Annotated in this window: 10 protein-coding genes; 6 read left to right on the forward strand and 4 right to left on the reverse strand. The window is 38.5% G+C overall.

Features of this window, described 5'->3' with window-relative positions; translation table 11 throughout:
- Window position 1: 1 nt before the first annotated feature.
- The gene (locus HT696_RS09150) at window positions 2-1324 is read right to left on the reverse strand and encodes a PTS sugar transporter subunit IIC (RefSeq protein WP_173283583.1); all 1323 of its coding nucleotides are present in this window, start codon (window positions 1322-1324) and stop codon (window positions 2-4) included.
- 167 nt (window positions 1325-1491) lie between these two features.
- On the opposite strand from HT696_RS09150, the gene HT696_RS09155 reads away from it, so the two are divergent.
- From HT696_RS09155 to HT696_RS09170, 3 genes are all read left to right on the forward strand, one after another.
- Complete coding sequence (locus HT696_RS09155) at window positions 1492-2715, forward strand: ROK family transcriptional regulator (RefSeq protein ID WP_173283584.1); 1224 nt, start codon at window positions 1492-1494, stop codon at window positions 2713-2715.
- A gap of 1012 nt (window positions 2716-3727) precedes the next feature.
- Window positions 3728-4012 carry a hypothetical protein gene (locus HT696_RS09165; RefSeq protein ID WP_000384128.1) on the forward strand — a complete coding sequence of 95 codons (285 nt, stop codon included), beginning with the start codon at window positions 3728-3730 and terminating at the stop codon, window positions 4010-4012.
- Entirely contained in the window at window positions 4005-4562 is a 558-nt protein-coding gene (locus HT696_RS09170; protein WP_000359824.1) for a DUF6036 family nucleotidyltransferase, read from the forward strand. Before HT696_RS09165 ends, HT696_RS09170 begins: the two co-directional genes overlap by 8 nt.
- 368 nt (window positions 4563-4930) lie before the next feature.
- On the opposite strand, the gene pflB is transcribed toward HT696_RS09170, so the two are convergent.
- Window positions 4931-7255, reverse strand: a complete 2325-nt coding sequence (pflB, locus tag HT696_RS09175) for a formate C-acetyltransferase (protein WP_000260631.1) — start codon at window positions 7253-7255, stop codon at window positions 4931-4933.
- Between the two features lie 237 nt (window positions 7256-7492).
- On the opposite strand from pflB, the gene dinB reads away from it, so the two are divergent.
- Complete coding sequence (gene dinB, locus HT696_RS09180) at window positions 7493-8554, forward strand: DNA polymerase IV (protein WP_173253081.1); 1062 nt, start codon at window positions 7493-7495, stop codon at window positions 8552-8554.
- 32 nt (window positions 8555-8586) lie between these two features.
- On the opposite strand, the gene HT696_RS09185 is transcribed toward dinB, so the two are convergent.
- The gene (locus HT696_RS09185) at window positions 8587-9432 is read right to left on the reverse strand and encodes an undecaprenyl-diphosphate phosphatase (protein WP_173217919.1); all 846 of its coding nucleotides are present in this window, start codon (window positions 9430-9432) and stop codon (window positions 8587-8589) included.
- Window positions 9433-9492: 60 nt separating this feature from the next.
- Window positions 9493-11382, reverse strand: a complete 1890-nt coding sequence (locus HT696_RS09190; RefSeq protein ID WP_173283585.1) for a DUF2207 domain-containing protein — start codon at window positions 11380-11382, stop codon at window positions 9493-9495.
- 138 nt (window positions 11383-11520) lie between these two features.
- Here HT696_RS09190 and HT696_RS09195 point away from each other — a divergent pair, with 138 nt between their 5' ends.
- Both HT696_RS09195 and HT696_RS09200 read left to right on the forward strand, forming a co-directional pair.
- A complete protein-coding gene (locus tag HT696_RS09195) occupies window positions 11521-13086 on the forward strand; it encodes an ABC transporter substrate-binding protein/permease (protein WP_173282760.1) in 1566 nt (521 codons plus the stop codon).
- Complete coding sequence (locus HT696_RS09200) at window positions 13086-13850, forward strand: amino acid ABC transporter ATP-binding protein (protein WP_000189476.1); 765 nt, start codon at window positions 13086-13088, stop codon at window positions 13848-13850. Before HT696_RS09195 ends, HT696_RS09200 begins: the two co-directional genes overlap by 1 nt.
- The last annotated feature ends 81 nt before the right edge of the window (window positions 13851-13931 follow it).

Here is a 13931-nt window from a genome sequence, read left to right on the forward strand (position 1 = left end):
CTTATTTCCCTCCAACAGTAGCTTTTTCTTTTTCAAGATTGCGTTTATCTGCAATTTTGAAGAATGGATAATAAATTGCTACAGAAACCAAAATCAAAACAACTTGTAATAGAGCTCCTCGCCAACTAGCCCCTGTCGCAAGGAAGCCTCCTATGATCGGTGGCATTGTCCACGGAAGGATTACACCTGTTGTATAAGGTACTAATCCTACAGCCATTGATACATAGGTAATTAAGGCATTGATTGTAGGAGTAGCAATAAACGGAATCAGCATAATCGGATTTAAAACCGTTGGAAACGTAAATAGAATAGCTGTATTGATATTAAAGATAGACGGTATAATAGCTAGCTTACCTAATGTTTTATTAGCACGACTCTTACTAAATAGGAAGAGACAAATCGCAAGACCAATAGTCGCTCCACCGCCACCAATAAATACAAATAAATCTTTAAACGGTAATGTAATAATGTGTTGTAGGGTTTGTCCTGCAGCCACAGCTTCTTGGTTTTCTGTAGTAAATTGTAACCAAACTGGGTCTACAAAAGCATTTAAAACTTGTCCCCCATTAACTCCACAGAACCAAAAGAATGAGTTTACAATAACACATAGAATCATACCTGGAAGCGTTCCTGCAATTAACTTAAGCGGTGTTCCAACAATTGCACCTAAAAGTCCGTTGAGACCTCCTGCAACTCCTGCCGCTTCAAGACCTTTTAAGACCAGAGCCCACAAAACAAAAGTAGTAAAACCAGGTAAAAGAGCTGAAAATGATTTACTTACTACATCTGGGACACCACTTGGCATTTTTATCGTAATTCCGCGCTGGATAAACATACGATAAATCTCTGCTGTAACCAATCCAATGGTAATCGCCATAAATAAAGAAGATGCATTCAGGCTAGAAAATGGTATTGCGCTGCCAAATAACTGCTTGACCTGCTCCCCATTTTTATCATAAACCATACTCGAAAAACGAGGTGCCATCAATACAAAACTGGATAAGGCTATGATCCCTGCAGACGGACCATCTGTACCATATCCTTCCGACAACCTGTAGGCAATACCGAAACAAGCGACCAAGGAGATAATCGCTACTGTTGACTGATTCATAGTTGTCAAGATACTTAGCAATCCAACACTATTCAGCCAATTTGTAAAAGCCTCTTGAGGCCAACTGATTAGAATAAGAAATAAAGAGCCGACTAAAATCAAAGGCATTGCCATCATAAATCCTTCACGAATAGCTTTCAAATGCCGTTGGTTGCCAACTTTTTCACCAAACGGAGCGACTTTCGTTTCTAAAAACGTTAAAATATTGTTCATCACCGGAACTCCTTTTTTTATTTTTTATAAATTAAATATACCACTAACAGAAAGCGTTGTCAATATATTTTTTGCTGTTTTTACAATATTTTTTTCTTTGTATAGAATAATGATTTTAATTGATTTTTTCTTATGTTTAATATAAAATAAACCAAAGGAGGAAACAAATGATTACAAAACAATCAGCCTTTTTACAAAATAGAGCCACTATACTGGAGTTTCTATATCGAAATCCAGAAACATCCCGTACAGATATTGTTAATGAAACAGGACTTACTCCAGCAACAACGACTAACATCATCAAAGAGCTAAGTGAACAGTCCCTCATATACGAAACTGGTGATGAATTTAGCGAGTTTTCCGGATCTGGAAGACGTAGAAAAACTATTTCTATCACAGATAATATTCCGTATATTGTTGGAGGTATTGAAATAAACGTCTTAGGTATCTTTCTCAGTCTATGTGACTTACAAGGGAAAACTCTTTTCGAGACAGAAATTTTGAATGAAGATTATCCTATTTCAGAAATCAATTCCACCATTACCAATATGATAAAAACAGCTATAGAGTACGTCCCTTTGGAGACAAAATTACTTGGATTTGGCTTATCAATACCTGGACATTATAACAAAGACTCCGGAAGCATCATTACAAACAATCCCATATGGGAATCATTTAATTTATTAAATGTAATTAAAAAATTCGATTTCCCTTTTATTGTAAAAAATAATATCGATTGTATGGCTATAGGACAATACCTTTTTGACCCACACAATACCCCCGATAACTTTATTTTCCTACACGCTGGATTAGGTATTTACACGTCCTTTTTCACAAAAGAAAAAATAGGAGCCTCTAAAAATCCTTATATCGGAGAAATTGGACACACCATTGTCGAATTGAATGGACAATATTGTGAATGTGGAAAAAAAGGTTGTTTACAAACATATATTTCTGATGCTTGGTTAATCAAACATGCCCAATTATTATTTAAAAATTCTCAACTAACTGTACTAAAAAGTCTTGTAAAAACTGAAAAAGACATTCATTTAGATACCCTTTTAACAGCTTACAACTTAGGCGACTCCGCTTTACGTCAACAAATTGATAAAGGAGTCAATTTATTGGCCACTTCTATTGCAAATCTTCTCCTCATCAATCCTGCTGATAAAATCTATATCAATAGTCAATTGCTTAATTATCAACCTTTCACTCATGAAGTCAGGGATAAAATCCAAGATCAGCTCCACTTTGTTCCCTTTACTCGTAATATAGAAATTGAAATTTTACCTTACAACAAACATCGTGGAAGTATAGGAGCTTGTGCATTAGCTATCGTTGCTTTTTTCATAGAGCATAGCAATATATTACAAGATATTATTTCACCTTAGTATATATTAGAAATCTATACACCTGTTTAAATCAACCATAATCTATAGTAAATATCTCGTATTTAGACAATATGAAAACAAGACGACTTCCATATAGGAAACCGCCTTCTCGCTATACTGCATGAAACTGTAAAAATAGATGAAATTGATAGCGGTAGTCAGATCAAGAGACATCGTAACTCTAAAAAGTCACAATATATAAGTTCATCCTCGGAAAAATATCATTCTAATTGTTGAAATGCCTACATGAAAAGGAACGTTAAATGCTCATGAAACAACGAATACAGGTATCAAAACTGTGACAAAACAAGTCCCTAAATTTACTAAAGACACTGCTCAACTTTACACCTGTAAATGGTTGTTGTATAATAAAGTTACAAAGATGTACGACCACACTATTGTAAATCATAGTGTTCGCGAATATATTACTGATAGCATTTCTACAAATACAAGTAAAGGGATTGGATGAGATTCAAACGAAATATGTCAGTGTTTTGGCATTCCTAGCCTTCATATCATTTAAAGAATTGTATAGATAAAATTTTTCCCAATACAGACACTCGTAACAACTGCTTCATTTTTCTACCAACATATTTAGGAACAAGATAAGATACAAGAGGATCAATCCATAAATCAGTTCTATACCAATCTAAGACAAATAAGCTAAAAAAACGATTGATAATAAGCAAATAGATTCCAAATTTTCTCTATCTGCTCATTTTAATAAACAATACTAGTGTAACTATCCTTCCAGTCAGAAGCTTGTCAAATCACACCGAAAATTCTTCTAAAATTTATCTCGTTAGGCAATTAAGCAAAAACTCGACGATAGTACAAACATTATCATACAGAATTGACTTCCTAAATTATATACTTTAGTAAGGTTTTCGGATAAGAAAAAAGGTTCATTTTACATTTCTAAACACCCTTTTCTAATACGAGCTAATTAAAAAAACTACATTTTTAAATATAAACTACAATAAGATAAACTAAATTCCATAGGAGGAAGACAATGGATTGGTACGATTATATGATACAGGCATCCAAACAATCACAATTCAACGCAAGCCATTGGTTTCGCTATTTGCGAAAAGTTATTTTTGAAGACTATTCTTATTTAACAAACCAAGATGTAGAAAAGTTGCTAGACTCCGAAGAACTAACCCATTTTCAAAAAATTAGCTTGAAGTATGCCTTTCAAGAGCATACTCCAACTCATAAATATGTGATTTCATTAAATAAACCTGCTAAGTTAACCAATGTTCAAAAATTGATGGAGAAATACAAGCATGGATAAAATGAAACCGGTCTTCCAAGCCCTAAATAAGGAATTAATTCAGGAAAATCTGACTTTAACAATTATCTGTGTCGGTGGTTATGTCTTAGAATATCATGGTTTACGTGCCACACAAGATGTTGATGCTTTTTATGACCAAAATCAGAAAATAAATGAAATTATTGCTCGTGTAGGAAAACAGTTTAATCTTAACACCCACGAAGAGTTATGGCTCAACAATCATGTTGCAAATATGAACAAACAGCCTCCCTTAAGTTTATGTGAATCCTTGTACTCATTTGAGAATCTGACCGTTTTAGTAGTACCTATTGAGTATGTGTTAGGAATGAAGATGATGAGTATCAGGGAGCAGGATTTGAAAGATATTGGTGCAATTATTAAATACAAAAACTTTCATTCACCATTCGATACCTTTAAATATTTAAAAGACATGGGATTTGATACTATTGACCTCTCTGTTCTATTAGAAGGTTTTAGTTATGCTTATGGTATGGATTGGTTAGAAAAATTTTTTAAAGAAAATCAAGATAAACTTCGCGAATTTTATTAACAGTATCAAACAAGATGATTGTCAATTAGCCAGTCGTCTTGTTTTTATGATGAAATGAAATAAAATCGGAACAAATCGCTTAGAGAATTCCAGTCAATTTCTAACACTGTTTGAGCCGTTTCAGTGGACTATAGTAAAATAAAATAAGAATAGGACCAATCGATCAGGACAGTCAAATCGATTTCTAACAATGTTTTAGAAATAAAGGTGTACTATTCTAGTTTCAATCTATTATATTTCAGATTCAGTCCACTATTCCTTCCCAAAAACATTGCATATTGCGCCGAAGGAATTGCTCACACTATCCCAAGCACAAAACCCTCAGTCGACTGACCGAGGGTTCCTTATTTCATTACTTAAAAACTTAATTAGCTCAACGCATCCAAGGCATCATCCATTGAAAGAACTTCGTGGAAGACACGTTGTGTCAATTCAGTTTTTTGTTCTGGAGTGAGGTATTTAGTGTTTACACAGTATCCAGAAATACGTACGATAACGTCTTCACCTGACATGATCTTTTCGTAAACATCGTTCAAGTCCATAACGTTCAAGTTAACGTGTTGTCCACCGTTTTCAAAGTAACCATCAAGGATTGTTACCAAGTTATCAACTTGTTCATCACGAGTCTTACCAAGAGCACGTGGAGAAACCTGAGTAGTCAATGAGATACCATCAGCTGCATAACTAAAGTCAAGGCTAGAAAGTGAGTTCAAGTTTTGCAACCATCCACCTTTAGCTTTGTTAGATGGGTTAGCACCTGGTGAGAAGAATTCAAGTTTAGACAAGTTCACAGAACCATCTTCGTTGAGGTATACACCTTTGTGGACTGGTGAGTTACCAGTTTGTTTAGAGTAAGCAACGTTAGATGTGATTGTCAAAAGTGAAACTGTAGCTTCTGCGTCTTTGTAAAGTTTGTGGCTACGTAGACGAGTTGTGTAAGCTTCGATCAACCATTCTGCCAATTCATTTGAACGTGGGTCATCTTCACCCCAACGTGGGTATTCACCGATTGTTTCGTAATCGTAGATGTAGCCATTTTCATCACGGATTGGTTTAACTGTAGCGTATTTGATAGCTGACAATGTATCAACAGTGTTGGCAAATCCACAGATACCGAATCCCATGTTAGCACGTTGTTTAGTTGGCAAGAATGCCATTTGAACAGCTTCATAGTTGTACTTATCAGTCATGTAGTGGATGATGTTCAAAGCATCTACGTAAGTGTCAGTCAACCAGTCAAGAGATTTTTCAAAGTTAGCTTTAACTGATTCAAATTCAAGAACTTCGTCACGGATTGGTTCGATGTCAAATACTTTGTAGTCTTTGTGAACATCGTCGTAACCACCGTTCAAACCAGTAAGAAGGGCTTTCAATACGTTTACACGCGCACCGAAGTACTGGATGTTGTGGCGTTGCTCTTCATTTTCTGGGTCAAGTGGAGACACACAGCATGAGATACAGCTCATTTCACCATATCCGTCTTTAGCCATTGTTGTTACACCTTCGTATTGAATAGAAGAGTGTTTGTGGCTCATGTGCATACAGTAGCGACGGAAGTTGTATGGCAATTTATCAGTCCAAAGAACTGTCAAGTTTGGTTCTGGAGAGTTACCGATGTTATCAAGAGTGTTCAAGAAACGGTAGTCCATCTTAGTAACACGGTGACGACCGTCGTTACCCATACCAGCCATAGAAGTTGTGATGAAGGTTGGGTCACCTGAGTACAATTGGTCATAAGCTTTTGTACGAGCAAATTTAACTGTACGAAGTTTCATAACAAAATCATCAACGAATTCTTGGATTTCTGATTCAGTAAATGTACCACGAGCAAGGTCACGTTCTGCAAAGATGTCCAATACGATTGGCACACGTCCAAGAGATGTAGCAGCACCGTTAATCACACGGCAGACAGACATGAAAGCGATGTTAACCCATTGGATTGCTTCTTTAACGTTCATCGCTGGTTTGCGAACATCAACCCCATAAAGGTCACCCAAGCGAACAACTTGTTGCAATGCTTGGTATTGAAGGTTGATTTCTTCACGAAGACGGATTGTTTCTTCATCGATTTCTTCGATTGCGTTCCAGTCGTTTACTTTTTCTTGCATCAAGTAGTCTGCACCGTAAAGAGCAAGACGTGCGTAAACACCGATGATACGTCCACGTGAGTATGCATCTGGAAGACCAGTTACAGTGTGAGCGTGACGAGCACGACGGATATTTGAAGTATAAGCGCGGAAGATACCGTCGTTAACTGTTGTTACGTATTTAGTGAAGATTTCGTGAACAGCTGGGTCTGGTTCGTATCCATTTTCTTTCAAAGTAGTTTCAGCCATACGAATACCACCTTTTGGCATGAAGTTCAATTTGAAGAGTTCGTCGTTTTGGATACCGAAGATCACTTCATTTTCTTTATCGATAAATCCTGCTGGGATATCAGCGATAGATGTTGGACGAGTGTCCATTGGGAAACGAGTTTCTTCGTAGTGAGCCTTCGTTTCTTCTACAATTTTTTTGATGTGAAGTGAACGTTCTGTTGGTCCTGCGAGGAAGCTTTCATCTCCATCGTAAGGTGTGTAGTTAGCTTGTACGAAGCGTGATACACTTGCTTTTTCTTTCCAATCTACGCCTTTGAAGCCTTCCCAAGCTTTGTCAAAAATATCTTGTGCTTCAACAACTGTTTTAACAACCATGTTAATGTCCTCTTTTTTCTTTCTAGTAACAACCATCTGTTACATTCATGAGTCAAGTATACCATACAGTAACCGATTTCAACAAGCGAAAAATCCCTATTTTTACACTTTCTTTTCTAAAACAGTCTATATTTTACTCCAAACTGTATTATATTTTTGAAAAAATTATACCCTTTTTTCCTTTTTTCAGAAAAAAGGGTATAATAAAAGAAAATAAGCTGTAAAAAGGTGCTAGGCATGTTGATTTTTCCTTTGTTAAATGATTTGTCAAGAAAAATCATCCATATTGACATGGATGCCTTTTTTGCTGCGGTAGAAATCAGGGATAATCCTAAACTCAGAGGAAAACCTGTCATTATCGGAAGCGACCCTCGGCAAACAGGTGGGCGGGGAGTCGTCTCTACCTGTAGCTATGAGGCGCGAGCTTTTGGTGTCCATTCAGCCATGAGCTCTAAGGAAGCCTATGAACGTTGTCCCCAGGCAGTCTTTATCTCAGGGAATTATGAAAAATACAAGACTGTGGGACTCCAGATTCGAGCTATCTTTAAGCGCTATACAGATTTAATAGAACCCATGAGCATTGACGAAGCCTATTTGGATGTGACAGAAAATAAACTCGGGATCAAGTCAGCGGTCAAAATTGCTCGCCTCATTCAAGAGGATATCTGGCAAGAACTCCATCTAACTGCTTCTGCTGGCGTTTCTTACAACAAATTCTTGGCTAAAATGGCCAGTGATTATCAAAAACCTCATGGTTTGACAGTGATTCTACCTGACCAAGCTGAGGATTTTCTCAAACAAATGGATATTTCCAAATTTCATGGAGTAGGAAAAAAGACAGTCGAACGTCTTCATCACATGGGTGTTTTTACTGGCGCTGACCTACTTGAAGTTCCTGAAGTGACCCTAATAGACCGATTTGGCAGACTGGGCTATGACCTTTATCGAAAGGCTCGTGGCATTCACAACTCTCCAGTTAAATCAAATCGCATCCGTAAATCAATCGGCAAGGAGAAAACCTACGGGAAGATTCTCCGTGCCGAGGAAGACATTAAAAAAGAGCTGACTCTTCTATCAGAAAGAGTCGCTCTCAATCTCAGTCAACAAGAAAAAGCTGGAAAAATTGTCATTCTGAAAATTCGCTACGAGGACTTTTCAACTCTTACTAAACGAAAAAGTCTGGCTCAAAAAACACAGGATGCTAGTCAGATAAGCCAAATCGCCCTGCAACTCTATGAAGAGTTAAGCGAGAAAGAAAGAGGTGTCCGCCTGCTGGGGATTACCCTGACTGGATTTTAAAACCTTGAAGAGCTGCCCCTTCAAGGTTTTTCTTATACAAATAAACGGACAAAACTGTAAAGTAGCAAAACACTACCAAGCACGATACGGTATTTACCGAAAAGGGTAAAGTCGTGTTTTTTCACATAACTTGTCAAGAAACGAATAGCTACCATGCTGACTGCAAAGGCTACTCCCATCGCAACCAAGAGCAAAAACAATTGCCCAAAGCTCAAGAGCTGTCCTGCTTTCACAAATTTGAAAATCTTTAAGGCACTAGCTCCAAACATAACTGGAATTCCAAGATAGAAGGTAAATTCTGTCACAACAGAACGACTAGTTCCATTCAACAAACCACCGACAATCGTTGCTCCAGAACGGCTTGTCCCTGGTAAAAGGGCAAGAACTTGGAAGAGGCCGATATAGAAGGCTGTCGTATAAGGAAGCTTGTCCAACTCTGTTACACTTGGCTCGATAGCACGCGCTTTATTGCGCTTTTCCAAATAGATAAAGGCAATCCCATAGATAATCAACATGAGAGCAACAGAAACCATGTTATGGAAGTGGGTGTCAAACCAATCATCAAATTTAAAGACGCCAAGCAAAGGCAAGGTCGCAATCAAGACCTTCAACCATAGTCTCCAAGTCTTACGAACTTCCTGTTTGTCCTTAGTCTGTTTAAAGGGATTTAGTTTATTAAAGTAAATCACCATGACTGCTAAAATAGCACCAAGCTGAATCACGACATTAAACATGGACATAAAGGCTTCGTTTTGATTTTGGTATTGGATAAACTCCTCTGCTAAAATCAAGTGACCTGTACTAGAAATGGGCAACCATTCCGTAATTCCTTCAACAATCCCGAAGAAGATAGATTTTAAAATTTCAATAAGATACATAGATTACTCCTTTTTCTATCTTCCATTATAGCATATTTTTTCAGCCAGTGATAGCTCTCTTTAAAAGGCGCCGATACTGCCGCCACCTCCGCCTTCAGAGAAGCCACCGCCAGAACTTCCACTTCCAGAAGATACGGAGTAGGTACTTGCTGTATTTGCGATGCTGGCATAATGGCCCATTTGCGCGCTTGAATGATAAAACATACTATGCCAGCCATAAGCTACATAGAGATTGATATCTGGATTTTCTACTTGGATGTGATGAACCTTCATCAAATGGCTGACCTTGTCCGCATAGCCAAATAGGGTCGCATAGACCAAGAGGCGATTCCAGACCACAATACTTTCCAATTCAGCCTGATCCAATCGTGCAATCTCACGTAACATATTTTCAAAACTGGTCCAGAGATAGTAGACTTCTGCTCCTGCTTCATTTAGGACACCATCACGATTATCTAATCGAAGCTTCCAATAATAGAAAACAGCCAAAACCAAACCTAGAAAACCAAGTATTGGCAAGGGGAGGTAAAGATAGCCATAAACGTCCAAACTGTACAAGAACAAACCAAATCCAATAAATAGGGGCAAGATAGTGGAGAGTCCCATACCCGCTTGCAAGGCCTTTTCCCCACCAGTTAAAGGACGATAATAATCTGGAAGTCCCCAGAAGATAACCCGATTTCTCACTCCTTCTTGCATCTGGTTCAATACTTCTTCAAAAGAAGATTTGAGCTGACGCCCCTTTGCTTGAATCCGTTTTTCATCAGAGACTTTTGCTCTACGATAAAGACTATCAGATACCTTGTAATCCGCAAACAAATTGGAAAGAGTTTCTTCTTTTTTGCCTGAAAAGGCCAGATTTAGACAGTCTTTCTCAAAGCTTGACAAACCATCTTCTTTTACTAGCCTCAAACCAACTGCATCTCCTTCTGAAATAATAGAAACATTCCCACGGTCTATCACATCTAACAAAGTAGCTTGAATAAGTTGGTCAAAGGTGAATTTACCTGCTCCTTTGATTAGAGGACTCACTTCCTCCAAGGAGGTCGAGTAAACCGCCTCTGATAAAACCATAGGCTCTAATTCCATTGGTGGTTCATAAAGACGATGATTTTTGGCATATTTAACTGAAGGAGTGGTCTTTCTTCTATAAATAAAATAGAAACAGGCACTCAATAACAAAGAGATGGAAAGTATGGAAGGGAAGATCCAAGTAAGGAGTTGTTTACTCTGATCTTTTTCTCTAACAATCGAGTCTTCTACCTTATTAAATTCTTCTAAATGATTTCCTTTCAATCCCTGATCCCTAGCGCTAGCAAAATCCGTTCGAGGCCAGTAGGCATGCAATTCAACTCCACGCTTAGCCGGAAGATTGTCTAAACGAATAGTATAATCAAGGCTACTCTTTTCAACCATTCCCTCTCTAAAAAGTTTCCCTGTATGGAAAAAGAGTTTTTCAGCCCCCTTTTCTCCCCTTACATGAAATTCAAACTTGCCAATAGCCCCTGAACTATCTGTTAAAGGTTGCCAATTTAATTCAGCAATGTCATCATATAGAAAAAGCAAATTTTTCAAGTTCCAAACGAGGTCAACTTCAACTGTGTCGCCTTCTTGACCTGGATTATAAACTTTAACAGTATAACCATCTGCTCCTTCTATCACTTCGCTCGTAACATCTGTCAGTTCAGCACCATTTTTCGCAGCCTGAACCTTTGGATGAGGATCAATGTCAAATCCACTAGGCATCTTGCCTGCACGTCCAAGTCCCACGATTTGGCCCTTAAAGTCCTCCTCAAACTGGTAAACTATCTTCTGTCTAAATTCTGCCGTATTATCTGCATGAATATACAAATCACCTTGATAAGAGTTTATCTTGAAATCAATGGCAAAAACAGAGAATGGCAGAAGGCAAAACAAGCCTAAAACAAATAAGAAAAAAGTTTTTTTCATCAATTAAGCCCCCTTTTTATCTTTCTTATCATTATAGCATTTTTTCGTAAGTAAAGGCTTACTTATGTTGAAAAATTACGCATTTTTCGATAAAATAGGAGACAGTTATTTTTTAATAGATTAGAAATAGGAGAAATCATGAGAAAAATATACTTATCTATTTTCACAAGTCTCTTACTGATGCTGGGACTTGTCAATGTTGCCCAAGCCGATGAATATTTACGCATCGGGATGGAAGCAGCATATGCTCCCTTTAACTGGACTCAGGACGATGATAGCAGTGGAGCTGTCAAAATCGATGGGACTAACCAGTATGCTAACGGATACGATGTTCAAATCGCCAAGAAAATCGCTAAGGACTTAGGTAAAGAACCTTTGGTTGTTAAAACCAAGTGGGAGGGTCTAGTTCCTGCCCTTACTTCTGGTAAGATTGACATGATTATCGCAGGTATGAGTCCTACTGCCGAGCGTAAACAAGAAATTGCCTTTTCAAGCAGTTACTACACTAGCGAACCAGTTCTACTAGTCAAAAAAGATTCTGCCTACGCAAATGCTAAATCTTTAGATAACTTTAATGGTGCGAAAATCACTTCTCAACAAGGTGTCTACCTTTATGACTTGATTGCACAAATCCCAGGTGCTAAAAAAGAAACAGCCATGGGAGACTTCGCTCAAATGCGCCAAGCTCTTGAGGCTGGTGTTATCGATGCTTATGTTTCTGAACGCCCAGAAGCTCTGACCGCTGAAGCTGCGAACTCTAAGTTTAAGATGGTCCAAGTAGAACCTGGTTTCAAAACTGGGGAAGAAGATACAGCTATCGCTATTGGACTTCGTAAAGATGACAATCGTATTAGCCAAATCAATGCCAGCATTGAAACCATTTCAAAAGACGACCAAGTTGCCTTGATGGATCGTATGATCAAGGAACAACCTGCCGAAGCTACAACAACTGAAGAGACTAGCAGTAGTTTCTTTAGCCAAGTCACTAAAATTCTTTCTGAAAACTGGCAACAACTCTTGCGTGGTGCTGGTATCACTCTTTTAATCTCTATCGTCGGAACCATCATCGGTCTCATCATCGGTCTTGCCATTGGTGTTTTCCGTACTGCTCCTCTCTCTGAAAATAAAGCCATTTACGGCCTACAAAAACTAATCGGCTGGATCCTCAATGTCTACATTGAAATTTTCCGTGGTACCCCAATGATCGTTCAATCGATGGTTATCTACTATGGAACTGCCCAAGCTTTCGGGATCAACCTTGACCGTACACTAGCTGCTATCTTCATCGTTTCAATCAATACCGGTGCCTACATGACTGAAATCGTCCGTGGTGGTATCCTGGCAGTTGACAAGGGACAATTTGAAGCCGCAACTGCACTCGGTATGACTCATAACCAAACCATGCGTAAGATTGTCCTACCTCAAGTGGTCCGTAACATCCTACCAGCAACTGGTAATGAATTTGTCATCAATATCAAAGATACATCTGTATTGAACGTTATCTCGGTTGTCGAACTTTATTTCTCAGGAAATACCGTGGCAACACAAACCTATCAATACTTCCAGACATTTACAATCATCGCCGTGATTTACTTTGTCCTCACCTTCACCGTAACACGTATCCTACGCTTCATCGAGCGCCGAATGGACATGGATACCTATACTACAGGTGCTAACCAAATGCAAACGGAGGATTTAAAATAATGACACAAGCAATCCTTGAAATTAAACACCTCAAAAAATCCTATGGACAAAACGAAGTGCTAAAAGACATTTCTCTGACTGTCCACAAGGGAGAAGTCATCTCTATCATCGGAAGCTCTGGAAGCGGAAAATCAACCTTCCTACGCTCCATTAACCTACTTGAAACGCCAACTGATGGACAAATCCTTTATCATGGACAAAACGTCCTCGAAAAAGGCTATGACCTCACGCAATACCGTGAAAAACTAGGGATGGTGTTCCAATCCTTTAACCTCTTTGAAAATCTTAACGTTCTCGAAAACACAATCGTCGCTCAGACAACAGTCCTTAAACGCGAACGCACAGAAGCTGAAAAAATTGCCAAAGAAAACCTAGAAAAAGTCGGCATGGGAGAACGCTACTGGCAAGCCAAACCAAAACAACTCTCAGGTGGTCAAAAACAACGTGTGGCCATCGCTCGCGCCCTTTCAATGAATCCTGACGCTATTCTCTTTGATGAACCAACATCAGCTCTCGATCCAGAAATGGTTGGAGAAGTCCTCAAAATCATGCAGGACCTGGCTCAAGAAGGCTTGACCATGATTGTTGTAACTCACGAAATGGAATTCGCCCGTGATGTCTCTCACCGTGTTATCTTCATGGATAAGGGTGTAATCGCTGAAGAAGGCAAACCAGAAGACCTCTTCACCAATCCTAAAGAAGACCGTACAAAAGAGTTCCTTCAACGCTATCTCATACTCAATGAAAATCAAAGAGCAAACTAGGAAGCTAGCCGCAGGCTGTACTTGAGTACGGCAAGGTTAAGCTGACGTGGTTTGAATTTGATTTTCGAAGAGTATCAAATA

The organism is Streptococcus sp. 9903 (genome assembly GCF_013276625.1).
Classification (GTDB): Bacteria; Bacillota; Bacilli; order Lactobacillales; family Streptococcaceae; genus Streptococcus.